Source organism: Kribbella sp. NPDC049174 (assembly GCF_043197365.1).
Taxonomy (GTDB): Bacteria; Actinomycetota; Actinomycetes; order Propionibacteriales; family Kribbellaceae; genus Kribbella.
The window spans coordinates 255906-278398 of sequence record NZ_JBICSZ010000007.1 but is presented as its reverse complement, the minus strand read 5'-3'; the positions used below and the strand labels follow the sequence as shown (position 1 = coordinate 278398).

Genomic DNA, 22493 nt, shown 5'->3' with positions numbered 1-22493 from the left:
GTTCAGCACCGGAGCAGCCGGCCAGGGTGTCGCCCTACTCCCGCGCCATCATCGCGACGGCCTCGCGCTCCAGGTCGACGTAGGGCTCGCCACTGACGTCGATGACCACGCGATTGATCGTCCCACCGGTGAAGAACCACGGCGCTTCGCCGGGGTAGCCCTGGGTCACCGGGTCGCTGCTGTCGCGTCCGACGCACAGGCCGTCGCCGGCGAGCGTGAACTTGCCCGGCTGGGTCTTGATGCGGCCCTCGCCGACCTTGACGTCGCCGTGGTAGAGCGACAGAGTGCCGACCGCGACGCCGGGCGGGTCCTCGCCATCCTTCTCGAAGGCGGCCGACAGGACGACGTCCTGCCCCGTCGGCACCTCCTCGGACGCGACGATCTTCTGCTCGAGGCTCCCGACGAAGCTGTAGACGTAGTGCAGCCGGTTGTCCTTGACGTAGAGGGAGTGGCCGCCGAAGCGCGAGCCATGCGCGAACAACACGCCCTCAGCCCCGGGCGCAGGGAGGTCGACGCGCGCGGCGATCGCGTAGGAGCGGTTCCGGATGCTGACCGCCTGGGACTCCGGCACGTCGGCGACGCCCGGGTAGTAGATGTAGCGGTTCCGCGGCGGCGAGAGCAGCGGCCGCGGCGTCGTGAGGAGCTCCAGTGCGGAACGGTCGTCAAGCGGGAAGGCGGCGTTGCTGCCGGCCTCCGCATGCCAGAGGTTGATCAGCTCGCCCAGACGCTCGGGTTCTTCGGCCGCAAGGTCGTGCACCTCGGAGCGATCGACGTCGGTGTGGTAGAGCTCCCACGTGTCCTTGGCGTAGGCGTCCCAGCCGCTGATGGTCGGGTGGGTGGTGACGGCCTTCCAGCCCTGGTGCCAGATGCTGCGGGAGCCGAGCATCGAGTAGAACTGCGTCTGACGTGCGCTGGGCAGCGGCGCGCTGTCGAAGCTGTAGCGCATGCTGACGCCGTCGAAGTGGCTCTGCTGGTGGCCGGCGATGGTCTCGGGCGGCTCGACGCCGAGCGCGTCGAGGATTGTCGGGACGATGTCGATGGCGTGGTGGTACTGCTCGCGGAGTTCGCCCCTGGCCTTGATGCCCTGCGGCCAGGAGATGATGCACGGGTCCGACGTGCCGCCCTCGAACTCGTAGCGTTTCCACATCTTGAACGGCGTGTTGAACGCCATCGCCCAGCCGTTGGGGTAATGGTTGTACGTCGCCGGGCTGCCGAGCTCGTCGATCTTGGCGAGATTCTCCTCGAGGTCGTCCGGGATCCCGTTGCAGATCTTGTTCTCGTTGACCGACCCGTTGGGGCCGCCCTCGCCACTGGCGCCGTTGTCGGAGACCACGATGATCATCGTGTTCTCGCTCTGGCCGGTGTCCTCGAGGTAGTCCAGCAAGCGGCCGATCTGCGCGTCGGCGTGCGCCAGGAAGCCGGCGTACACCTCGGCCATCCGGCTGAACAGCCGCTGCTCCTCACTCGACAGCGAGTCCCACGGTCGCGTGTAGTCGAGGGCCGGGTAGGGCTGGCCGTCCGGGCCGCTGCGGGTGTCGGGCGTCCCGATCGGATTCAGCGGCGGCAGCGTCGTGTCAGGCGGGACGATGCCCATCTCCTTCTGACGTGCGAGGGTCTGCTCGCGCAGGACCTCGTAGCCCATGTCGAACTGTCCCTTGAAGCGATCGATCCATTCCTTGGGCGCGTGGTGGGGAGCGTGGCAGGCGCCCGGCGCGTAGTACAGGAAGAACGGCTTCTCCGGGGCCATCACCTTGGCGTCCTTGATGAACTCCAGCGCCTTGTCGGTGATGTCCTCGGACAGGTGATAGCCCTCCTCGGGGGACCGTGGCGGGTCGACGGGGTGGTTGTCGTAGACCAGGTCGGGATACCACTGGTTCGTCTCGGCCCCGAGGAACCCGTACCACCGTTCGAACCCCCGGCCGCTCGGCCAGTTGCGCCGCGAGGAGGCCAGGTTCATCTCCGACTCCGGGCACAGGTGCCACTTGCCGACCATGTACGTGTTCCAGCCCTGGGCACCGAGGATCTCCTGGACCTGACCGTTCTCGGGCGGGATCACCCCGTTGGCGTTGGGGAACCCGCTGGCGCACTCGGTGATGCACGCCATCCCGTTACGGGTGTGGTTGCGGCCGGTCAGCAAGCAGGAGCGCGTCGGCGAGCACAGCGCCGTGGTGTGCCACTGCGTGTACCGCACGCCGGCGCCGGAGATCCGTTCGATGTTCGGCGTCGCGATCGGACCGCCGTAGCAACCCATGGCCGAGAAGCCCACGTCGTCGAGCACGATGTACACCACGCTCGGCGCTCCCTCGGGTGCCTTCGGCGGCTCGAACGGCGACCAGTCCGGCACCGAGTCACGGATGTCGGTGTTGATAACGCCCCTGAACGTGCTGCCCATGATCGACTCCCCTTGGGTTTACGGCCCCCCGGGGCACGGCATGGCTCCACCGGGCTGTTTCACCACAGGCTGGTCAACGCGACCCCGCCGCGCCTCCCCCTCAGCGGATGACCAACGGACCGTGAGACCCGGACGGTTCCGGTGTTCCCGGGGGGCTCATGCGCGGCGGATGAGGTGCGACGGACGGGGTTGACGCGATCCTTGACACGACGTGCGGAGGGGAGATCCGGGAATGTCTGATCCGTTGCCGAGTTGGAACGACGGCCAGAGCAAGGACGACATCGTCGCCTTCGTGCGACAGGCCCGCGGCGAAGGCTCCGCACCCGGGGTGCCGATGGCGGACCGAGTGGCGGTCTTCGACAACGACGGCACCCTGTGGTGCGAGAAGCCGATGCCGATCCAGCTCGACTTCATTCTGCGTCGCCTCGTCGAGATGGCGGCTGCGGATCCCGAACTGCGGGAGCGCCAGCCATGGAAGGCCGCGTACGCGCAGGACTACGGCTGGTTCGGCGCGGTGATGGCCGAGCACTATGCGGGCGATGACACGAATGTCAGAACGGTGGGGGCCGGCATCCTCGCCGCGTTCGGGGGAATCAGCGTCGAGACTTTCGCCGCCAAGGCAGAGGAGTTCCTCCGCACCGCTCGCCATCCCACCCTCGGTCGCGGCTACCTCGAATGCGCCTATGCGCCGATGGTCGAGTTGCTCGCTTACCTGGCGGACAACGGCTTCGCCAACTACATCGCCTCGGGCGGCGGCCGGGACTTCATGCGACCGATCAGCCAGGAGGTGTACGCCGTACCGAGCGAGAGGGTGATCGGCAGCACTGCCGCGCTGACCTACGCGCCGGACGGGCGCGGCGGCACGATCATGCGAACGGCCGCGGCCGACTACATCGACGACGGCCCGGAGAAGCCGGTACGGATCTGGTCGCGGACCGGACGACGGCCGGTGCTGGCGGCGGGCAACTCCAACGGAGACGTCCCGATGCTCGACTTCTCCCAGCATGGCGACAAGCCCTTCCTGCGGCTGCTGGTGTTACACGACGACGGCGAGCGGGAGTTCGAGTACACATCCGGCGCAGAGCAAGCCCTCGAGCGAGCCGCCGCGAGTGACTGGACCGTCGTGAGCATGAAGAACGACTGGGCAACGATCTTTAGGCCGACCTGAGGAGGAGCGACGTGCCCGGACTCAGGCAATCGCCCGGTTCCATGACAGTAGGGCCCGATCCGACGTGAGCCCGCCTTGGTGGCAGGAGTACGTACCTGGTCTGGCGCTGGCCAGGTCGTACCAGCGGGCCTGGTTGCCGAAGGATGTCGTGGCCGGCCTCGTCCTGTCGGCGTTGCTGGTGCCGCAGGGGATGGCGTACGCCCAGCTGGCCGGGTTGCCGCCGGTGACCGGGCTCTACACCTCGATTCTGTGCCTGCTCGGCTACGCGGTCTTCGGACCGTCCAGAGTGCTGGTCCTTGGTCCCGACTCGTCCCTGGGACCGATGATCGCGGCAACGATCGCGCCACTGATGCTCGCCAACGGCGACCCCGCTCGAGCCGTCGCGCTCGCCTCGATGCTGGCGATCATGGTCGGCGTCGTGATGACCGTCGCCGGGCTGGCCCGGTTCGGGTTCGTGGCGGACCTGCTGTCGAAGCCGACCCAGATCGGCTACATGAACGGGCTCGCGCTGACCATCGTGATCGGGCAGTTGGGCAAGTTGTTCGGGTTCTCGATCGATGCCGACGGGCTGGTCGAAGAGGCGGGCGCCTTCCTGTCAGGGCTCGCGGACGGCGAGGCCAACGCGACCGCCGCGGTCCTCGGGGTGGGATCGCTGGCCGGCATCCTGCTCCTGAACCGGCTGCTGCCCAAGCTCCCGAGCGTCCTGATCGTCGTGGTGCTGGCCGCCCTCGCGGTCAACGCGTTCGACCTGGAGTCGGACGGCGTCGACACGATCGGCGTGCTCCCCCAGGGATTCCCGCCCTTCGAGGTCCCGGCGATCAACTGGAGCGACGTGGCGCCGCTGTTCCTCGGGGCGCTCGCCATCGCGGTCGTCGCGCTCGCCGACACGATGTCGACGGCATCGTCGTTCGCCGCCCGCAAGGGAGAGCGGGTCCGCGGCAACCAGGAGATGATCGGCATCGGTGCCGCGAACGTCGCGGCCGGATTCTTCCAGGGTTTCCCGGTCAGCACCAGCGGGTCCCGCACCGCCGTCGCCGAGCAGGCCGGCTCCCGGTCCCAGGTGACGGGCGTCGTCGGCGCCGCGGTGATCACCGTGGTCCTGGTCTTCGCCACCGGCCTGATGCAGCACGTGCCGCAGCCGACCTTGGGCGCGATCGTCATCGCCGCAGCGCTGTCGCTGGCCGACATCCCCGGGACGCGCCGCCTGTGGCACCAGCGCCGGACCGAGTTCTTACTGTCGATCATCGCGCTGCTCGGCGTCGCCCTCCTGGGTGTGCTGCCCGGCATTCTCATCGCGGTGGGCTTGTCCATCCTCAACGTCTTCCGCCGCGCCTGGTGGCCGCACCGGGCCGAGCTTGGCCGGGTGGAGGGGATCGCGGGACTGCATGACACCGAGAGCTACCCCGACGCCGAACTGCTGCCAGGTCTGGTCGTCTACCGTTTCGACGCGCCACTGATCTTCGCCAACGCGCGCATGTTCGGTGACGCGGTACGGGAGATCGCCGAGGATCACCCGGACCTCCGCTGGATCATCGTGGCCGCCGAGCCCATCACCGACGTCGACACCACCGCCTCCGACATGCTGCAGGAGCTGGACTCCTGGCTCAACGCGCGCGGTGTGTCCCTGGTCTTCGCGGAGATGAAGGATCCGGTCCGCCAGAAGATCGAGCGGTACGAGCTCACCCGCACGATCGACCCGGCGCACTTCCTCCCCACGCTCGACGAGGCGGTCGCGGAGTACCGGCGGCAGACAGGCGCGAACTGGCACTCCCCGAAGGAGAAGACGTGACGACGGTTCGAGAGTCACCTGCCAGGGATGAGGCAGGGGCTACCGCTGCCAGGGCATGGTCGGGGCAGAACGCCTACGAGGGGAGCGATCCATGGGGTGTCTGTTCGCGCTGTTCGCCGGTATCTTTCCGCGCTTCGCCCTGTTCATCGTCTGGGTGGCGCGGCCCAAGTTGGTGGAAGCCGCTTTCGACTCGTGGATCTGGCCGCTACTCGGGCTGATCTTCCTGCCCTTCGCGACCCTCATGTACGTGATCCTCTGGCGGACCGGAGGCCTGAGCGGGCTGGACTGGTTCTGGATCGTCCTGGCCGGCGTCCTCGACATCGCCCACTGGGCCGCTTCCTGGACGCAGCGTCGGCAGGCGCCGGGCTACCCGTCCACTGTTCAGCGCTGATGAGGGGCCCGCAAGCCGTTCACAGCAGACTTTTGAGGAGAAACCATGTCTGATCTCAGCCCCACGGACACACCCGTTCTCGACCTCCTGGAGCGCATGACCGTCGACTCGGTGGCCACGTCGAGCCTCGACGTACAGTCCATCGCGCTCGTCCGGCTCGCCGCCCTGGTGGCCAGCGATGCACCGGCCGCGTCCTACGCCCTGAACCTGGCCGCCGATGCCGAGCTGGGCCTCGATGCCGAGGCCGTTCGCGGCGTTCTCGCCGCGATCGCACCTATTGTCGGAACCTCGCGGGTCGCCGCGGCGACAGGACGCATCGTGACGGCGATCGGTGTCGCTATCGAGGTGGCGATGGCGGAACTGGATGAGGAACGCGGCGGCGGTACGTGATCGGAGGCCCGTTCAGCCGATGTCCTCGGCGGCTTCCAACCGCCCCGATCGGATGGCCTTCACGAAGGCCTCGTAGTCCTGTTCGTTCTGGTTCGCGTACTGCACCGAGAAGTCGGTGATCGACCGGTCGAACTTGTCGTTGTTTCCCAGGTACCGGGAGATGGCGACCGGGTCTCCGGAGCGCGCGTGCGCCCGTGCCAGCGTCCACCCGCACAGACGGGCGTAGAGCGTGAGCGCTACCGGTGGCATCGTCTCGACCAGCGCCGAGCCTTTCATGTCCCGCAACTGACGCCAGTAGAAGTTGCGGCGCTTGTCATGGCCGACGGTCCAGCCGAGGAAGATGTCGCTGGCGGCCTGCATCATTCGCTGTCCCCGTACGACGCGCTCGCCGTGTTGCTTGTAGGTGCTCTTGGGCAGGTGAGCCTCGAGCACAGAGTTGGTGGCTTCCTTGACCTGCAGGAAAAGCACGTCGCCGGCGTCTCGTCCCTGGAGCAGGGCGATGAACGCCCGGGTGCCCACGCTGCCGACGCCGACGACCTTGCGGGCGGCGTCCACGAGCCGGAACCGCTCGAGCAGTTGGCGGTGGTCATCACTGAGAGTCGCCCGGTACGCCCTGAACTGGGCCCGGATCGCCTCGTCGGTCTCGTCCCCGGACAAACCGTAGATGGCTGCCAAGTCGCGGATCGGAACCACGAACGGCGGCTGGCTGACGATCCGTGCCTGTCCGTCGACGACCTCGCCGAGCTTGGAGAGTGCCTGCAGGCTGTCCCGGGAATGTGCTTTCTGCCGGTTCTTCTCGAACGACTTCCCGGCCTTCACGGCGGCCTTCGCGTCCTTCTTCCCGTGCTTGCCCTTAACGACCTGGTCCAGAGTGCCGCGGACCGCCGCTGCGAGGTCGTCCTCGTCCATCCGGGCGTACCAGATCTCCATCGTCCGCATCTCGGCGAACTCAGCCATCGCCTCGCGATAGGCGGCGACCGAGGCGGTCGTCGCGTCGAGTGTGTCGGGGTTGGAGAAGCCGTTGTTGCGGGCGGCGATCGTGAAGCTCGCGGCCATGCGTTGCACGTCGTACTCGAACGGCCCGGGAAGCGTCTCGTCGAAGTCGTTCAGGTCGAACAGGAGGCGCCGTTCGGGCGAGCCGAAGACGCCGAAGTTCGACAGGTGCGCATCACCGCACAACTGGACGGTGAGACCCGCGGTCGGGGTGTCCTTCAGATCCGCGGCCATGATCTTCGCCGAGCCCCGGTAGAAGGTGAACGGCGAGACCATCATCCGGCCGTGGCGCACCGGGACGAGATCTGGCTCGCGGGTCTTGTTCTGCTCGTCGAGCAGCGTGACCGGATCCGCACGGTCCGCGACAGGGTGCCACCCGGCGTGGCTCGACGGCGGCGTACGCCTCCGGGCCTCCTTGCCCTCGGCCCGTCGTTCTTCGATGTCCGGATGCTCAATCACCTTCGTGGCCATGGCTCGAAGGCTGCCGTGCCCGGCCGGGCACCACATCACCCCGCCTGGATGATTGGCCGGGCCGAGCCGCGGCGAGCCGGTGCGCCATCCGGAGGCTAGCTCCTTGCGCGGCAGACCTCGCCCTGGATCCGGGTGACGAAGTGGTCGGCCTCGAAGTGCTGACTGAGGTAGGTGAAGCCGGCGCGCCCTCGTAGCGGCCGGTGCCGCCGGTGAACTCCTGGGTGCCGCCGGCGTGGCCGAGGCCGGTGGTGGTGGTGTCGACGTTGCCGATGGCGGTCTCGAGCGCCGTGAGCGTCGAACCGTCCTTGAACGTGAGGGTGAATGTGAGGGTGATCGTGCCGCTGACCGCGCGATAGCCAGGTGAGGCCGACCACGCAGACCTGGGTCGGGGGCGGGCAGCCGCGTTGGCCAGGGACGAGCCGGCGAGGACGCCGGCACCGGCGATGGCGAACGCGGCGACGCGCAGAGATCTCATCGGGCCTCCTGTGGTAGGTGTCCCCCAGCGCGAGGTCGTCGCGAGGTTCACGCCCTTCGTGAGAGCGCGCGGCGAGGACCGTGTCCTGCGGTTGTCCGGGGGTGAGCAGGGCGGCCATGTGCGTTCCTCCGCTGGACTCGATCGGCTCGAGGACGCCGGCGAAGTGTTCGCGCAGGGTGCCGATCAGCAGGTCGTGCCGACGTTCGTACGAGCGTCGCATCCGCCGGATGTGGTGAGCCAGGTCGCCGTCCTCGATGAAGGCGGCGAGCGCGGCCTGTACGTGGCCGGTGGTGCCGTAGTCGGCGACGAACTTCGCGCGGCGCGCGGCTTCAGCCAGCGTTGCCGGGACGCCCAGGAATCCGACCCGCAGCGCCGGCAGCAGCGTCTTGGAGAAGGACCCGACATACAGGACGCGCCCCTCGCGGTCGGTCGCCTGCAGCGGCGTGAGCGGACGCCCGGTGAAGCGGAACTCCGAGTCGTAGTCGTCCTCGACGATCGCCGCGTCGTGCCGGTCGGCCCAGGCGAGCAGCGCGGTACGGCGTGACTCGGACATCGGCATGCCGAGCGGGAACTGGTGCGACGGTGTCACGTACACCATCCGTGTCCCGGCCGGAATCCGGTCGACAACCAGGCCCTCGCTGTCGACGGGCACCCCGACGACACGGGCTCCGTGCGCGAGGAATCCACGGTAGGCCGGCAGGTAACCGGGGTCCTCGACAGCCACCGTGTCGCCTGGTTCGAGCAGAATGCGCGCAACGATGTCGAACGCCTGCTGGGCACCCGTCGTGATCACCAACTGCTCCGGCGCAATTCGGAGACCGCGACTCACGACCAGATGATGCGCAAGCGCAGTACGCAGCCGGGCCGAGCCCCCGGGTCGGCGTAGTTGACCTCTGTGCGGGTGCGCAGTTGCCCGTGGCCGCAGCGGGGATGCGGCCGGCGCGGGGGTGCGTTCCCCAGTGACAACCGTTCCGATCCCGGCGCGGGAGCGGATCAACCCGTGCGCGGCGAGCCGCTCGTACGCCGCGACCACCGTTGCCCTCGACACCGACAGCCGCGCGGCGAGCTCCCGGGAGGACGGCAGCACCGTTCCAGCGGGCAAGGCACCGGTGCTGATTCGCTCGTGCAGCTGTGCGTAGATCTGCTCGGCCAGTCCGCCCTCCTCCCCCAGATGCAGATGCAGATCCATCCCCGCATCCTCGCAGGCAAGCGGCCCGTACGGCGGCCGTGCGCTAGGCCGGGTGGGTCAGCGGCGGGTGAGGAACGGTGGGGGGAGTCCGACCAGCGGGGCTGTTCGTTGGAGGTTACGGGCTGTCGCCGTCAGGAACGGGTTCGGGTTGGCGGGGCAGACCTTTCCGTTGGGTGGTAGCGACTGCGTGAGCAGATAGGCGTCGACGTAGTCAGTCACGCACTGGCTGCGTCCATAGGCGGTGTGCCCCCAGCCGGCGTAGCTGAGCAGGCGGCTGTTGCGCAGTAGGCGATCGCTGGCCACAGCGCCGGCGTAGTCGGTGACGCCGTCGAAGAAGTTCCCCACCACCAGCACCGGCGACGACGTTCGAGCCGTCCACGGACCGACGTAGCGGTCGGCGTTGACCGGCCAGCGTGCGCAGCCGGTGTTGCCCCACCACCACAGCGGGCCGAACCGCGACCCGGCCCGCGCGTACTTATCGATCGCGAGCCACGATGCGAACGAGTGTGGGTACTGCGTGTCGGCGCACTGGTTGCCGTAGTACGCGTCGAGCCCATTCGGGTAGTCGGCCTCTTCGCGGTCCGGCGTGAGCTGGTCCATCAGCGCCGTACGCACCCGGGCCGCTGCGGCGGTCGGCTGGCCGGCCAGGGCCGCGTCCGCCAGGAGATCGAAGAACGCCGCCGCCCCTTCGGGACCGCCCCAGACCTCGGGCGAGTACATCGCCCCGGTGGCGTCGCCGATCAGGAAGTCATAGGTGTACTGCGTCCCGTCCGGCAGCTCGAGCGGGTCACGCTGAATGCTTCTGGCCAACTGCTCCCACCGCTTGGCCGAGCCCGCCGGCGTCCAGAAGGCACACTCGGTACGCGCGGCGTCGCAGAGGCGGAGGAACTCGTTGAACTCCGCCTGGGTGGCGACCCGGTCCGACTTGATCTGCCAGCCACTGGCCCACAGGCGCGGGTCGAGGACACCGTCGATCACCAACGCACGCACGTTGTTCGGGAACAGATTGGCGTAGGTGTTGCCGAGGTAACTGCCGTATGAGAAGCCGAGATAGGTCAGCCGGCGGTCGCCGACAGCCCGGCGCAGCAGATCCAGGTCGCGGGCCACGTCGGCGGTGTTCATATGCGCGGCGACCTTCTGGCGATCGTCGAGGCACTCGCGTCCCAGGCCGGCGTACGTGTCGAAGTACGAACGGAACTGGTCGTTGCGGTAGGGGAAGAGGGGTTGGCCGGCGAAGTACTCGTTGAACTCGTCCGCGGAGGCGAAGCAGTGCAACGGGTCCGAGGATGCGACCCCGCGAGGATCGAACCCCACGACGTCGAAGCGCCCGTCGAGCTGGGTGCCGAGGAACTCGCCGAAACCGCCGAGCACCATGCCGACACCGGATCCGCCCGGCCCACCAGGGTTGACGAAGACCGAACCGATGCGGTGACGCGTGTCCGTCGCCGGGAAGCGCGCGAGCGCGAGCTGTGTGGTCCCGCCCGATGGCCGGTCGTAGTCCAGGGGCACGGTCACGGTCGCGCAGTCGTAGCCGGGATGCTCCGGGCCACACGGCTTCCACTGCAGGTTCACCGCCGCGGGCCTTGCGGACGCCCCCTGTTGGGACGAGGGTCCGGCCGCGGCGCTCGTAGCGCTCACGACACCGACCGTAGGAACGAGCAGTCCGGCCACCACGAGGATCCGAACCCACCCGAAGGACAAACCCCTGACTGCCATGCCTCAGCCCTCCCCAAGAGAGGCAACGCCAACCCAAAGACCGTAGGCCGCCTCGAGACGAGGCGCCAGAGCTGAGGCTTGAGTCGGCGCCGGGGGGCGGCTATCCGGGTTGGGTTCGGACGAGGTCGTCGGTGCCGTCGATGACTGCCTGCGCGGCGGATTGAAGGTGCCTGCCATGCTGACGCGCCCAGCCGCGCATCATGGCGAACGCTTCCTCCACGCCGACACCGGCCCGCTCGGCCAGGACACCCTTGGCTTGTTCGATCAGGATCCTGCTGTTCAAGGCGTTCTGGAGCTGTTCGGCCAGAATCTCCCCGCGCCGAACGGTTCGTTCCTGCAGCAGGCCGATCGTCGCCACATCACACAGCGCCTGACCGAGCGCCACCTCATCCGGGCTCAGGCTGACCGGGCGCGCGCAGAAGAGGTTGAGGGCGCCGATGACCTGACCGCGGAGCCGCAGCGGTAGCGCGTGCGTCGCCTCGTACCCGGCATCGATGGTCGCTGCCCGGAAGTGGGGCCAGCGCCCTTCGACCTCACGAATTTCAATGTTCACCTGCGGCTGCCCGGTCACGTAACAGTCGAGGCAGGGTCCCTCGGAGTTCTGCAGCACGAACAACTCGAGTACCCGAGCTTCCTCGGTCGTCGAAGCCATCACCTCGAGCCCGCCGCGCTGATCGGCAAGAATCAGGCCGGCCGCGTCGGCCGGTAGCAACTCCACGCTGCGCTCACACAACACGTAGAGGAAGTCGATGACGTCGAACTCATCGATCAGGGTGTCCGCGAGTTCCACGAACACACTCGCCAGGCGTTGCTCCCTGCTCATAGCTTGCTGCCCTTCCTGACCATGAACAGCCCTGTCGTCTCGGGTGCTCTCTTCATGATGGATCGTCTTCCGGCCGGAATGTCAGCCTCCGGGCCACCACATCCTTGGCAAGATCGAGCAAGGGACGCTCGTCGGCATAGGCCCTGGCCCTCAGCAACAGCAGGGCCTCGGTCATGCCGACGGTGGCCTGGACGGTGATCATGCCAGTCGCCTGGTGGATTTCACGATGACCCGCCGCTGCGTCGGCCAGGTGCGGATGCAGTTCGCCTGGAGCGGTCTTGTTCTGCAGATCGAGGACCAGTGTGGTCGCCGCGGCGGCGAAATCCAGCGCCAGCGTGAGCTCGGCACCGGTCAGCGGGCCGGTCGCATCCCGATAGAGGTCGAGCACACCCAACCGGATCGCGCCGACCTGCAGCGGGAAGGCGAACGCCGCCGTGACACCGGCCTCCAGCGCACCAGACACGAACCCCGGCCACAGCGCCGTACCGGTGGAGGCGAGGTCGGACTGCAGCACCGGCCGCCCGTCGCGGAAGGCATCAAGGCACGGCCCTTCCCCGAGCCCGTTCTGCAGGTTCTCCATCGCTTCGGCCGGTCCGCCACTGGCGGCCAAGGTGCCACCATGTCCGGCTGACGTCATCAGTGCCAGCCCGGCTCCGCTGACCGGCAACTCGTCGACGCAGGCCGCGCACAATCTGTCCAGAGCGCTTCCGACGGCGTCGGCATGAGCCGTGAGGACGGCAACGAGGATCTGATGGACCCGCAACGATCCCACTGCCTCTACACCGTCCTCGGCGTCTGTTCGCGCGCTGCGATGGGCTGTCGATACAACTGGACCGCAAGCGCCGTGACCCTACCTTGACCCCTCGGTACTCCGTTCGCACGCCGCCTCGCCGGATCGCGGCGGGAGGGTACCGGAGCGGGCGGGGACGGTCGGCGCCGCCCGCGGCCGCGGCATCGGATCCCTGATCTCTGGGTCCGAGCAGCACCGCGGAGCGGGGACAGGCGGCTGCGGCGCTGAACAGCGCCCGCAGCCTCGGTGGGAGCGGAGTACATCTCCTGCTCAGACTCGGCGGGCATCAGGGCCGCCAAGTGGTCGGCTGACCACCGTTCGGCGCTCCTGCAGAGACGAAACATAGACCCGGCCCCACTCAAACCCACCCATCCGGTGGTCGAGCCACCGGGGTCTGGGGCAGCGTGCCGACGCCGTTACAACGGCGCCCTACACCGTCAATATATGTCGAATCACCCACTACCGACATAACGATCTGCATCCGCACGAGACGGCCCAACAGCCGTTGCACTCACTCCGTGAACCGCTCCGACGACAGCGTGAGCGGTCGGTCGCGGTGTGTCGCTGCGGGAGGGCATCACGCCTTCTCGGCCTTCGATCCGGTCTTTACCGAGGTAAGCTGGTGAGACTCCGGAACAATGGCACACCAGGCGGTCTGTCGGGAACCGGCGGCCTGTTTGAGGCGATGCCTGATGACCATCCAGCCAATTGCCGATCTGCCGAGCATCCGCCGTCGCTCGACGGCAGACCACGATCTCTCCCACCTACTCGCCGAGGTCGTCCACGCTCGCGCCGCCGAACAACTGACCCGCAGCACGAAGCGTCCGGACGACACCATCCGCAGCAACTCCCGCCGCCTGACCGCCTCACTGAGCGCCTACGCCGACGCCTTGGAGTCCTACCGGCTGCCTGTGCCGCGCGCGATCCGCGACGAGCTGCGTTTGCGCCGTCGGTTGACGTCATGACGGGCACCGCGCAAGGCCGGTTCCAGCGCGCCCACGGCGAGCAGATCCTCCGCAACCTCCCGCTCCCCGGCCACGTGATCCTGCGGACCGACACCGGCTGGCGACGAGGCTGGCTGATCGCCCGGCAGAACGGGCCCACCGGCTGGGTCGGCCTCGTCCAGTACGACGACGGGCACGGCGAGATCACCGACTACCTGCCCGCCGACCGCATCGCCTCCCCCGACGTCTGGGTCGCGGACTGAACCTCGCGGCGAGGTCAGCGGGGTAGGCCGGTGAGGTCGGCCATCAGGGTCATGTGGTGGTCGAAGTACTCGGCGCGGGCATCGATCATGGTGTCGAGGCGGCCGAAGACTTCGAAGTTGAGGACGCCGTAGAGGTGGGTCCACGCGACCAGCACCCGGTCGAGGCGTTCCTCGAGCAGCTCGCCGTGGCGTTCGTCGATGAGGCGGCGGAGGTCGGCGCGCAGCGGCATCGTGAGCGGTGACGCGGTGATCGGCTTCAGCCGGCCGAGGCCGTCGGTGACGATACCGACCAGCAGGAGGATGACCTTGGCTGCCGGCTCGACGGTGTCCTGCGGGGCGGCGTAGTCGGGGACGGGGGCGCCGTAGATGAGGCCGTACTCGGCCGGGTGAGCGAGAGCCCAGGTGCGTACAGCGCGGCAGACGGCCAGCCAGCGGCCGCGGAGGTCATCGCGGGGTACGGCGGCATCGGCCTCGGACGCGGCGGTGGCGAGTGCGTTGTACGCGTCGATGATCAGGGCAGTGAGCAAGGCGTCGCGGCTCGGGAAGTAGCGGTAGAGGGCCGAGGCGACGATGTCCAGGTCGCGGGCCACTGCGCGCAGGGAGAGGTTGGCGCCGTCCGTGGCGAGGTGCCGGCGGGCGACGTCCTTGATCTCCTGGGCCATTTCCGAGCGGACCCGGGCGCGGAGTGACGGTGCGGACATGGCGCCAGTCTGACACAGATCCGAGAACACTGGAACGTGGCGAGAACAGTGTTCTTGACTGCCGATCTACGGCCTGCGTACAGTGAACCTATTCGAGAACAGTGTTCTCATCCGAAGTCTACGAAGGGGTTACTCGCCATGTCCCTGCACGTCATCGTCGGAGCAGGTCCGGTCGGCTCGGCCACCGCCCGCCTCCTGGCCGCCCGCGGCGAGCAGGTCCGCCTCATCACCCGCGGCGGCAGCGGTCCCCAGCAACTCCCCGGCCGGAGCACCACCACGGGGACCGACGCGAGCGGGACTGACGCGGGCGGGATCGACGCGGGCGGGATCGACGCGAGTGGGATCGACGCGAGTGGGATCGAGTGTGTTGCGGCGGACGCTAGTGACGCCGAGGTGTTGGCGAGGCATGCCGACGGCGCGGTTGCGCTGTATTCGTGTGCGGGGCCGGCGTATCACCGGTGGGCTACCGACTGGCCGCCGTTGGGGGCGGCGCTGATTCGGGCGACTGAAACCAGCGGCGCCGTGCTGGTGACGACCGGCAATCTGTACGGCTACGGCGCGGTGGATGGACCGATGACCGAGGAGACGCCGTTGCGCCCCAACTCGGTCAAGGGCCAGGTCCGGGCGATGCTGTGGACGGACGCCCTGGCGGCGCATGAGGCTGGGCGGATCCGGACGGCCGAGGTGCGCGGATCCGATTACCTCGGAGCGCACACGGTGTCGCCGTTCAGCGTCATGGTGCTGCCGAAGGTGATCGCCGGCGGTCGTGGTACGGCGCCGGCCGATCTGGACGCCCCGCACAGTTGGACGTACGCCGGGGACGTTGCCCGCACGCTGGTCGCGGTGGCGGCGGATGAGAACGCGTGGGGTCGCCCGTGGCACGTGCCAACTCCCCCGCCAGTGTCCGTCCGCGAGCTCGCCGGTCGTGCTGCCGAGATGGCCGGAGCGCCGGCGGCTCGGGTCGCGAAGATGCCTGGGACAGCGCTGCGGCTGGCCGGGCTGTTCAATCCGGCCGCACGGGCGATGGTCGAGACGCAGTACCAGTGGCAACGTCCGTTCGTCCTCGACTCCAAGGCCGCAACTGTTGCCTTCGGCATCGAGCCGACGCCGACCGACGAGGCTCTCCGCGAGACCATCGACGGGATCCGCGCTCAGGCGACTGTCTGACCGACCTCACCGGTGAGCGCCCGGGTCAGCGTCGTCCGTCCCGGGGCCGGTCGCTTGGTGGTGTGCCCTAGGCTGTGCGGGTCGACGGGGTCCGGGCCTGCTGGTCTGCCGATGGAAGGGCTGGGATGAGTTCGAGGAGACCGCGTCGGTGGTTGCGGCGTCTGGTTGTCACCGTGGTGATTCTGGGGCTGCTGGGTGTCGGCGCCGATCGGGCAGCTGCGTGGGTGGCTGAGGATCGGCTGGCGACGATGGCCGCGGATGAGGCGGCGCAGTACGACGTACAGGCCGCGGAGACCAAGGTGGCCATCGGTGGGTTCGGCTTCCTGCCACAGGTGGTGAAGGAAGAGTTCTCCACGGTCACGCTGACCATGCAGCAGCCGACGTTCTCGTCGGTGCCGGCCGAGGACCTGGTGGTGACGATGACCGGGGTCCATGTGCCGCGCGCGTTGGTGACGGGCGGTTCCGGTGCGGAGGTCACCATCGACTCGACGGACCTGAAGGTGCGGTTGTCGCCGGCTGAGTTGGCAAAACTCGCCGCACGGGCGACCGGTGTGGACGACCTGACCCTGCGCATTGTCGACGGCAGGCTGCACGCGCAACTGTCGGTGCGCGGTATCGACGCCGACGCGACGCTCAGCCCGAAGGTAGAGAAGGGCCGCATCGTCCTGGCGGTCGACGAGCTCTCCGACAAGGTTCCGTCGGTCGTCCGCAACGCGGTGAGCTCGATGCTTGCCAGAGGCATCACTCTCCCGAAGATGCCGTTCGGTGCCTCGCTCAAACAGGTCGCCGTCGAAGGCAATTCCGTCGTACTGGTGGCAACCGTCGACGACCTCACATTCGCCGGCTGAGGCGCAGTTCGATCGGTGGTACGCCGTACGTCGCGCGGAAGAGGCGGCTGAAGTGGGCCGGGGTGGTGAAACCCCAGCGGGCGGCGATCGCGCTGACTGGTACGGCGGCCAGGCCCGGATCAAGCAGGTCGCGGTGGCAGTGTTCGAGTCGGCGGCGGCGGATCAGGTCCACGACAGTCGTCTGCTCGGTCTCGAACAGCTTGTGCAGATACCGCACGGAGATGTACATGGCGGAAGCGATGCTGCGCGGTGACAGCTCCGGATCGCCGAGGTGTTCCTCGATGAAGGCACGGATCTGCACCAGCAGCGCCCGCCGCCGCGACTCCGTCGGGACGGCACGGGAAACGCCCAGCCGCCCCGCCAACGCCACCGTCAGCAGATCCAGCATCGCCGTACCGAGGCGCGCCCCTTCACCCGAGTCCAGGTGCCCCGGGAGCTGCAGAGCGAGCGACGACACCAGCGCACCCAGACCGTCGTCACCACGAACCCGAACTCCCGCCACCGACGCCAACTTGTCCGCCGGGAGAGGCAGCAACGCACGCGGAAACGCCACCGCCACGAGACCAGCAGCCGGGCTGTTCGCCCAACCACAAGGCCGAGACAGGTCGACCAGAGTGAAATCGCCCGGCGCGCACCGAGCCTCACGCCCGCCGTGCGCGATCAGACCGTGTCCGCGAACCTGTACGTCGATCTTGTACAGCTCCGGGTCCGAGCTCCTGATGTGCGCCGGCCGCCGTGACGCCCGACTCGTCTCACCGGTCGACAACTCGACCACGCGCACCGGACCGAGATCGCCGACCCGCAGGCGATCGCGGGCGTCCAAGGGCGTCGACGGCAAAGCCAGATCGAGGCGCGCGAGCGTATCGCCGACCACCTGATGCCAGTAGTCGGCTCGTGCGTTCACCGGCTGGTCGTCAGCCCTGAACACCGCGCTCACCTGCCCACCGTAGCCAAACACTCACGAATGAGTACACGGATCCTCATCAGCTGTGCACTCCTGGTCATGTCGGCCCAGCGAGTGCGATGACAGCGTTGACGGATGGCGATGACAGATGAACTGCTCTTCGGCGCGACCGTGACCAAGGTCGTCACCGCGGCCGCCGAGCTCAACCTGGCCGACCTGCTGGCGGGCGGACCACAGTCGAGTGCCGACCTGGCCCAGCACACGAGCACTGACCAGCCGTCGCTCTACCGCTTGCTCAGGACCCTGGCCGGACTCGGGCTCGTGCAGCAGACCGCCCCCGACGAGTTCGAGCTCACCGAGCGCGGCGCAACCCTCCGCAGCGACACCGACGACTCGATCCACGCGCTGGCCACGATGCTCTGGGGCAAGGAGGCCTGGGTGAGCTGGGGCGAGCTGGTCGCGGCGGTCCGAACCGGTGAGGCCGGCTGGAGTCAGGCCTACGGGATGTCCTGGATCGACTTCTACTCCCGCCACCAGGAGGCATCGGCCACGTTCAACAAGGCGATGTCGCAGCACTCCCGTGATGCCGCACCCGGTCTGATCGAGGCAGTCCGCCCAGCGCGCTTCACAACCGTCCTGGATGTCGGCGGAGGCGACGGCACGCTGATCGCGGAGATGCTGCACGCGGAGCCCGGACTCCACGGCATCGTGTTCGACCTGCCCTCAGGCCTGGATGAAGCCGCCGCGAGCCTGGAGGCACGCGGCGTCATCGATCGCTGTCGCCTCTACCCGGGCGACTTCTTCGAAGCGATACCGCACGACGCGGACGCCTACCTGCTCAAACAGATCCTGCACGACTGGGACGACGAGGCGGCGGTCCGGATCCTGTCCAACTGCCGGGCCGCGATGTCACCAACAGCCCGGATCCTGATCCTGGAGCGGATGCTGCCCGAAGTCGTCAGTCCCGAGGACATGCCGACGCTGTTGATCGACATGCACATGCTCGTCGTCACGGGCGGCCGGGAGCGCACCGAGGAAGAGTTCCGCGGCCTGCTCGAGAAGGCCGGTCTCACGATGACCGCTGTCAGCAAGGCGCTACCGCCGTATGGCTATCACGTCATCGAGGCCGCACCCTCGCAAGACGTGTACTGACAGTGCCTGCCTGATCCTCTCGGTCCGCTCTAGCGTCGGGACATGGAGTATCTGAAGTTGGGCAGCACCGGACTGACCGTCAGCCGGATCGCGTTGGGTTGTATGAGTTTCGGCGATCGCGACGCGTTCCATCAGTGGACGCTGGACGAGGAGCGTTCGCAGCCGTACTTCCAGCAAGCGGTCGAGCTCGGGATCACCTTCTGGGACACGGCGAACACGTACGGCGGGGGCACTTCGGAGGAGTTCGTCGGCCGGGCGATCACTCGGTACAGCCGCCGCGAGGACATCGTCCTGGCGACGAAGGTGTGGGGCGAGGTGCACGACGGACCGGGCGGCTCCGGCCTGTCCCGCAAGGCGATTCTCGAACAGCTCGACGCGTCCCTGACCAGGCTCGGGACCGAGTACGTCGACCTGTACCAGATCCACCGGTTCGATCCGGACACGCCGGTCGAGGAGACGATGGAGGCACTGCACGACGCGGTCCGGGCCGGCAAGGTCCGGTATCTCGGGGCCTCGTCGATGTGGGCGTGGCAGTTCGCGAAGCTGCAGCACGCGGCCGACCTCGGCGGGTGGACGCGCTTCGTGTCGATGCAGAACCAGTACAACTTGATCCGGCGCGACGACGAGAACGAGTTGCTGCCGCTCTGTGCCGACCAAGGCGTCGGTTCCATTCCCTACTCGCCACTCGCCAAAGGCCGGCTGGCGCAGCCGTGGGACCGGCAGACACTGCGGGCGGACACCGATCACGTGGCCAAAGCCCTCGAGCGGGACACCGACCAGGCCCTGGTCGATGCCGTCGAGGCAGTCGCCGCCGATCGCGGCGTACCGATGGCGCAGGTCGCGCTGGCCTGGCTGCTGACCAGGCCGGTCGTGTCAGCTCCGATCGTCGGTGCCACCAAACCGCACCACCTCACCGACGCCGCCGCGGCACTCGACCTCGAACTCACCGAGGACGAGATCAAGCGGCTGGAGGATCCGTACGTTGCCCAGCCGCGTAACTGGTACTGACAGGGAATCCCACCCCTGTGGAGCGCCGCGTTAGCCTCGAACGCATGGACAACCGCAGCGAGATCCGCGAGTTCCTGGCCAGCCGGCGGGCGAAGATCAGCCCGCAGCAGGCCGGACTCGGCGGGCTGCACAGCGGTCACCGCAGGGTCCCGGGCCTCCGCCGCGAGGAGGTCGCGCTGCTGGCCGGCGTCAGTGTCGAGTACTACGCCCGCCTCGAGCGCGGCAACCTCGGCGGCGTCTCCGAGAGCGTCCTCGACGCCCTGGCCGGCGCACTCCAGTTGGACGAGGCTGAACGCCAGCACCTGTACGACCTGGCCCGCACGGCCGGCGCCACCCCGCGGACGACGCGACGTCGTCGTACCACCGACGAAGTCCGGCCGAGTGTCGTCGCCATCCTCGAGTCGATGACCGAGGCACCGGCCTTCGTCCGCAACGGGCGGCTCGATCTCCTGGCCGTCAACCGGCTGGCCCGTGCCCTGTTCGCACCGGCCTTCGACGGGGCCGGGGACGACCGCCCGGTCAACCTCGCCCGGTTCGTCTTCCTCGATCCGGCCGCCCGGACCTTCCATCCCAACTGGGAGCACTCCGCGAACACCACCGTCGCGTTGCTCCGGACCGAGGCCGGCCGGGATCCCTACAACCGCAAGCTGACCGACCTGGTGGGCGAGCTCTCGACCCGGAGCGAGGAGTTCCGGACCCCGCTGGGCGGCCCACGACGTACGGCTGCACCACTCCGGCGTCAAGCGCTTCCGGCACCCGGAGGTCGGCGTCCTCGAGCTGAACTTCGAGGCGATGCCGCTGCCGGCCGATCCCGGTCTCACGCTGACGGCCTACAACGCCGCGCCGGGCACTCCGTCGTACGACGGTCTCCGCCTCCTCGCCAGCCTGGAGACCGTTCCCGGCTGACCCTTGGGTTGCGATGGATCGCGATATATCGTCGACGTATCGCATTCTCACCTGAGGGACGGTGGTCGGGATGACCGGATCGACGTACGCCGCGGGGTGGCCCTGGCAGCACATCGCACGGCACTGTTCAGCTTTCGACGACATCAAGGACGAGTTGCGCGCCGCGATGACCGGCCGGCGCACCCACCACGGGCAGCACCCGTTCGGGACGCAGTGGGGGATGTTCGGCGGGCAGATGTTCGGGCCGCCGTGGGGGCCGCCGCCGCGCTGGCGCGGACCGAAGGCCCGGCGCGGTGACGTCCGCGCCGCCATCCTCGCCGTGCTGGCCGAGCAGTCGATGAACGGCTACCAGATCATCCAGGAGATCGCCGAGCGCAGCGGTGGCGTGTGGAAGCCGAGCCCGGGCTCGATCTACCCGACCCTGCAGCAGCTCGAGGACGAGGGCCTGGTCACCGCCGACGCCGAGGTCGGCCGCCGGACCTTCACGCTGACCGACGAGGGACGCGCGTACGTCGCCGAGCACGCCGACGAGGTGTCGGCGCCGTGGGAGGCGATGAGCGCACCGGCCGCGGACGACGAGAACGGCCTGAAGCCCCTGCTCGGCCAGGTCGCGACGGCGATGTGGCAGATCATCGCGACCGGTACGCCGGAGCAGCAGGCGCGGGCCAAGGACGCGGTCGCCGAGCTGCGCCGCAAGCTGTACGGCATCCTCGCCGACGACGAGCAGGACCGGTCATGAGCTCGTACCTCCCGGAGCGCCACGGCCCGGTCCGGATCGGCGACGCCGAACGCGATCAGGCCGTGGCCATGCTCAGCGACCACTTCGTCGCCGGCCGGCTGACACAGGACGAGTTCGAGGAGCGCAGCGAGCACGCGACGCGGGCCCGGTACGCCGACGACCTCACGCTGCTGTTCGACGACCTGCCGGATCCGGCCGAGCTGCAACTCGTCCAGGGACCGTGGTCGCCGGCCGCCAAGCCGGTCAGGCAGCGGCAACGGCAAGGCCCGCCGCCACCGTTCATGATGCTGGCGCCGATCCTGATGATCGGCCTGGTGGTCACGTCGATCGCGCTGACGGCGCCGTGGCTGCTGTGGGGTCTGTTCTGGATCGTCTTGTTCAGCGGGGCTCATCGCAACCGCTGGCAGCACCAGCACCACCACCGCCGCTGACACGCCCTCTGCGCCGCGGGATCTCCTGAGCGAACTCGACGACGAACCCGTCGGGATCGGCGATGTGCACCGTCCGGTGTCCCCACGGACGGTCGGCCGGCCCACTGAGCACGGTCACGCCCCGGGCCACGAGGCGATCGGCGCACGCGTCCACGTCGTCGACGACCAGCACGATCTCCGCCGCCGGCCCCGGCGTCACCGCCCGCCCGGTCAGCCACTCCGCCCGCCGCCGCTCGTACAACGCGAACCGCGTCCCGTCCGTCCCGAACTCCGCATACCCCGCGTCGGTGAACTTGTACGGCAACCCGATCACGTCCCGATAGAACGCGACCGACACGTCGAGATCCTCGACGTACAAGATGACGTACCCGATCCGCTGCACGACGCCAAACTAGTCGGTGGTGTGACTTAGCCTCGGCTGTGTGGAGAGGAGATCGAGGTGTACGAGGGCACGTTGATCCTGGAGAGCCTCCGGGTCGGCACCGAGTTGACGCAGATCCCGGTCGTGGTGCGGAAGATCAGCCGGTACGACGTGAGTAGTGCGACGACCGATCAGCCTCCGGTGTGGTCGGTGCTGGAGTTCGAGGTGGAGGACTGGCACGCGGAGACGCTGTCGAGGGAGTTGGCGGCAACGCTGGACTCGCCGGGGTGGTACGCGGACTTCCACGACGCCAAGGAGATCTTCGTCGTGTTCCCGGGACGCGTGTTCCGTTATCCGCGCGGCGACGTCGTGGCCCGTGCGGAGGCACAGGCCTTCGGGCGGCAGCTCGGGATCCCGGAGCCTCAGCTGGATTGGACCGAGTAGCCATGTCAAAGTCGGCGGGACGGGTCCGACCATCGGGT

23 protein-coding genes and 1 pseudogene are annotated in these 22493 nt (G+C 68.4%); 15 read left to right on the top strand and 9 right to left on the bottom strand.

The features are described from left to right. Positions 1-34: 34 nt before the first annotated feature. Positions 35-2392: an arylsulfatase gene (locus ACGFIF_RS31080; RefSeq protein ID WP_393159406.1), complete on the bottom strand. Its 2358-nt coding sequence runs from the start codon at positions 2390-2392 to the stop codon at positions 35-37. Positions 2393-2624: 232 nt separating this feature from the next. On the opposite strand from ACGFIF_RS31080, the gene ACGFIF_RS31075 reads away from it, so the two are divergent. The 4 genes from ACGFIF_RS31075 (at position 2625) to ACGFIF_RS31060 (ending at position 6130) form a co-directional block, all read left to right on the top strand. Then, positions 2625-3560, top strand: a complete 936-nt coding sequence (locus tag ACGFIF_RS31075) for an HAD family hydrolase (RefSeq protein WP_393159404.1) — start codon at positions 2625-2627, stop codon at positions 3558-3560. A 64-nt stretch (positions 3561-3624) separates the two neighbouring features. After that, complete coding sequence (locus tag ACGFIF_RS31070) at positions 3625-5349, top strand: SulP family inorganic anion transporter (protein ID WP_393159401.1); 1725 nt, start codon at positions 3625-3627, stop codon at positions 5347-5349. 91 nt (positions 5350-5440) lie between these two features. Further along, positions 5441-5740, top strand: coding sequence for a hypothetical protein (locus ACGFIF_RS31065; protein WP_393159400.1), 300 nt, complete (start codon positions 5441-5443; stop codon positions 5738-5740). A gap of 45 nt (positions 5741-5785) precedes the next feature. Further along, positions 5786-6130: a carboxymuconolactone decarboxylase family protein gene (locus tag ACGFIF_RS31060; RefSeq protein WP_393159399.1), complete on the top strand. Its 345-nt coding sequence runs from the start codon at positions 5786-5788 to the stop codon at positions 6128-6130. 12 nt (positions 6131-6142) lie between these two features. Here the strand turns inward: ACGFIF_RS31060 and ACGFIF_RS31055 are convergent, their stop codons facing one another. The 5 genes from ACGFIF_RS31055 to ACGFIF_RS31035 form a co-directional block, all read right to left on the bottom strand. Beyond that, positions 6143-7594 (bottom strand): DUF2252 domain-containing protein, encoded by a 1452-nt coding sequence (locus ACGFIF_RS31055; RefSeq protein ID WP_393159398.1) that lies wholly within the window; start codon positions 7592-7594, stop codon positions 6143-6145. Between the two features lie 95 nt (positions 7595-7689). Beyond that, complete coding sequence (locus tag ACGFIF_RS31050) at positions 7690-9258, bottom strand: PLP-dependent aminotransferase family protein (RefSeq protein ID WP_393159397.1); 1569 nt, start codon at positions 9256-9258, stop codon at positions 7690-7692. A gap of 57 nt (positions 9259-9315) precedes the next feature. Next, positions 9316-10896, bottom strand: a complete 1581-nt coding sequence (locus ACGFIF_RS31045; RefSeq protein WP_393159395.1) for an alpha/beta hydrolase — start codon at positions 10894-10896, stop codon at positions 9316-9318. 178 nt (positions 10897-11074) lie between these two features. After that, positions 11075-11797 (bottom strand): GAF and ANTAR domain-containing protein, encoded by a 723-nt coding sequence (locus ACGFIF_RS31040; RefSeq protein WP_393159393.1) that lies wholly within the window; start codon positions 11795-11797, stop codon positions 11075-11077. Between the two features lie 52 nt (positions 11798-11849). Then, complete coding sequence (locus tag ACGFIF_RS31035) at positions 11850-12569, bottom strand: GAF and ANTAR domain-containing protein (protein ID WP_393159392.1); 720 nt, start codon at positions 12567-12569, stop codon at positions 11850-11852. 710 nt (positions 12570-13279) lie between these two features. Between ACGFIF_RS31035 and ACGFIF_RS31030 the strand changes: the two genes are divergently transcribed. Both ACGFIF_RS31030 and ACGFIF_RS31025 read left to right on the top strand, forming a co-directional pair. Then, complete coding sequence (locus tag ACGFIF_RS31030) at positions 13280-13552, top strand: hypothetical protein (RefSeq protein WP_393159391.1); 273 nt, start codon at positions 13280-13282, stop codon at positions 13550-13552. Further along, on the top strand, positions 13549-13794 hold the full coding sequence (locus ACGFIF_RS31025; RefSeq protein ID WP_393159389.1) for a hypothetical protein: 246 nt from the start codon (positions 13549-13551) through the stop codon (positions 13792-13794). The genes ACGFIF_RS31030 and ACGFIF_RS31025 overlap by 4 nt, the downstream gene beginning before the upstream one ends. 14 nt (positions 13795-13808) lie before the next feature. Here the strand turns inward: ACGFIF_RS31025 and ACGFIF_RS31020 are convergent, their stop codons facing one another. Further along, positions 13809-14495, bottom strand: coding sequence for a TetR/AcrR family transcriptional regulator (locus ACGFIF_RS31020; RefSeq protein WP_393159388.1), 687 nt, complete (start codon positions 14493-14495; stop codon positions 13809-13811). A gap of 138 nt (positions 14496-14633) precedes the next feature. Between ACGFIF_RS31020 and ACGFIF_RS31015 the strand changes: the two genes are divergently transcribed. Both ACGFIF_RS31015 and ACGFIF_RS31010 read left to right on the top strand, forming a co-directional pair. After that, positions 14634-15662: an NAD-dependent epimerase/dehydratase family protein gene (locus ACGFIF_RS31015; RefSeq protein WP_393159387.1), complete on the top strand. Its 1029-nt coding sequence runs from the start codon at positions 14634-14636 to the stop codon at positions 15660-15662. Between the two features lie 173 nt (positions 15663-15835). Beyond that, positions 15836-16510 carry a DUF2993 domain-containing protein gene (locus ACGFIF_RS31010; protein ID WP_393159385.1) on the top strand — a complete coding sequence of 225 codons (675 nt, stop codon included), beginning with the start codon at positions 15836-15838 and terminating at the stop codon, positions 16508-16510. On the opposite strand, the gene ACGFIF_RS31005 is transcribed toward ACGFIF_RS31010, so the two are convergent. After that, on the bottom strand, positions 16494-17447 hold the full coding sequence (locus ACGFIF_RS31005) for a helix-turn-helix domain-containing protein (protein WP_393159383.1): 954 nt from the start codon (positions 17445-17447) through the stop codon (positions 16494-16496). The two genes, ACGFIF_RS31010 and ACGFIF_RS31005, sit on opposite strands and share 17 nt — an antisense overlap. 102 nt (positions 17448-17549) lie before the next feature. On the opposite strand from ACGFIF_RS31005, the gene ACGFIF_RS31000 reads away from it, so the two are divergent. From ACGFIF_RS31000 to ACGFIF_RS30975, 6 genes and pseudogenes are all read left to right on the top strand, one after another. Further along, complete coding sequence (locus tag ACGFIF_RS31000) at positions 17550-18566, top strand: methyltransferase (protein WP_393159381.1); 1017 nt, start codon at positions 17550-17552, stop codon at positions 18564-18566. A 42-nt stretch (positions 18567-18608) separates the two neighbouring features. After that, the gene (locus ACGFIF_RS30995) at positions 18609-19574 is read left to right on the top strand and encodes an aldo/keto reductase (protein WP_393159379.1); all 966 of its coding nucleotides are present in this window, start codon (positions 18609-18611) and stop codon (positions 19572-19574) included. Between the two features lie 44 nt (positions 19575-19618). Next, positions 19619-20218 (top strand): annotated as a pseudogene (locus ACGFIF_RS30990) (helix-turn-helix transcriptional regulator); the annotation flags it as partial. A 79-nt stretch (positions 20219-20297) separates the two neighbouring features. Further along, a complete protein-coding gene (locus tag ACGFIF_RS30985; RefSeq protein ID WP_393159725.1) occupies positions 20298-20480 on the top strand; it encodes a hypothetical protein in 183 nt (60 codons plus the stop codon). Positions 20481-20550: 70 nt separating this feature from the next. Continuing rightward, the gene (locus tag ACGFIF_RS30980) at positions 20551-21219 is read left to right on the top strand and encodes a PadR family transcriptional regulator (RefSeq protein WP_393159377.1); all 669 of its coding nucleotides are present in this window, start codon (positions 20551-20553) and stop codon (positions 21217-21219) included. Further along, complete coding sequence (locus tag ACGFIF_RS30975) at positions 21216-21650, top strand: DUF1707 domain-containing protein (protein ID WP_393159375.1); 435 nt, start codon at positions 21216-21218, stop codon at positions 21648-21650. The genes ACGFIF_RS30980 and ACGFIF_RS30975 overlap by 4 nt, the downstream gene beginning before the upstream one ends. On the opposite strand, the gene ACGFIF_RS30970 is transcribed toward ACGFIF_RS30975, so the two are convergent. Continuing rightward, positions 21598-22032, bottom strand: coding sequence for a VOC family protein (locus tag ACGFIF_RS30970; RefSeq protein WP_393159373.1), 435 nt, complete (start codon positions 22030-22032; stop codon positions 21598-21600). The genes ACGFIF_RS30975 and ACGFIF_RS30970 overlap by 53 nt on opposite strands. A 57-nt stretch (positions 22033-22089) precedes the next feature. Between ACGFIF_RS30970 and ACGFIF_RS30965 the strand changes: the two genes are divergently transcribed. Next, positions 22090-22455: a hypothetical protein gene (locus ACGFIF_RS30965; protein ID WP_393159371.1), complete on the top strand. Its 366-nt coding sequence runs from the start codon at positions 22090-22092 to the stop codon at positions 22453-22455. Positions 22456-22493 lie beyond the last annotated feature (38 nt).

Excerpts from the sequence above, each read along its gene's own strand:
- ACGFIF_RS31075 (WP_393159404.1), top strand. The coding sequence starts at position 2,625 with ATGTCTGATCCGTTGCCGAGTTGGAACGACGGCCAGAGCAAGGACGAC.
- ACGFIF_RS31025 (WP_393159389.1), top strand. The coding sequence starts at position 13,549 with ATGACGGGCACCGCGCAAGGCCGGTTCCAGCGCGCCCACGGCGAGCAG.
- ACGFIF_RS31020 (WP_393159388.1), bottom strand. The coding sequence starts at position 14,495 with ATGTCCGCACCGTCACTCCGCGCCCGGGTCCGCTCGGAAATGGCCCAG.
- ACGFIF_RS30980 (WP_393159377.1), top strand. The coding sequence starts at position 20,551 with ATGACCGGATCGACGTACGCCGCGGGGTGGCCCTGGCAGCACATCGCA.
- ACGFIF_RS31015 (WP_393159387.1), top strand. The coding sequence starts at position 14,634 with ATGTCCCTGCACGTCATCGTCGGAGCAGGTCCGGTCGGCTCGGCCACC.
- ACGFIF_RS31030 (WP_393159391.1), top strand. The coding sequence starts at position 13,280 with ATGACCATCCAGCCAATTGCCGATCTGCCGAGCATCCGCCGTCGCTCG.
- ACGFIF_RS31055 (WP_393159398.1), bottom strand. The coding sequence starts at position 7,594 with ATGGCCACGAAGGTGATTGAGCATCCGGACATCGAAGAACGACGGGCC.
- ACGFIF_RS31040 (WP_393159393.1), bottom strand. The coding sequence starts at position 11,797 with ATGAGCAGGGAGCAACGCCTGGCGAGTGTGTTCGTGGAACTCGCGGAC.
- ACGFIF_RS31050 (WP_393159397.1), bottom strand. The coding sequence starts at position 9,258 with ATGGATCTGCATCTGCATCTGGGGGAGGAGGGCGGACTGGCCGAGCAG.
- ACGFIF_RS30995 (WP_393159379.1), top strand. The coding sequence starts at position 18,609 with ATGGAGTATCTGAAGTTGGGCAGCACCGGACTGACCGTCAGCCGGATC.
- ACGFIF_RS31000 (WP_393159381.1), top strand. The coding sequence starts at position 17,550 with ATGGCGATGACAGATGAACTGCTCTTCGGCGCGACCGTGACCAAGGTC.
- ACGFIF_RS31060 (WP_393159399.1), top strand. The coding sequence starts at position 5,786 with ATGTCTGATCTCAGCCCCACGGACACACCCGTTCTCGACCTCCTGGAG.
- ACGFIF_RS31065 (WP_393159400.1), top strand. The coding sequence starts at position 5,441 with ATGGGGTGTCTGTTCGCGCTGTTCGCCGGTATCTTTCCGCGCTTCGCC.
- ACGFIF_RS30975 (WP_393159375.1), top strand. The coding sequence starts at position 21,216 with ATGAGCTCGTACCTCCCGGAGCGCCACGGCCCGGTCCGGATCGGCGAC.
- ACGFIF_RS31080 (WP_393159406.1), bottom strand. The coding sequence starts at position 2,392 with ATGGGCAGCACGTTCAGGGGCGTTATCAACACCGACATCCGTGACTCG.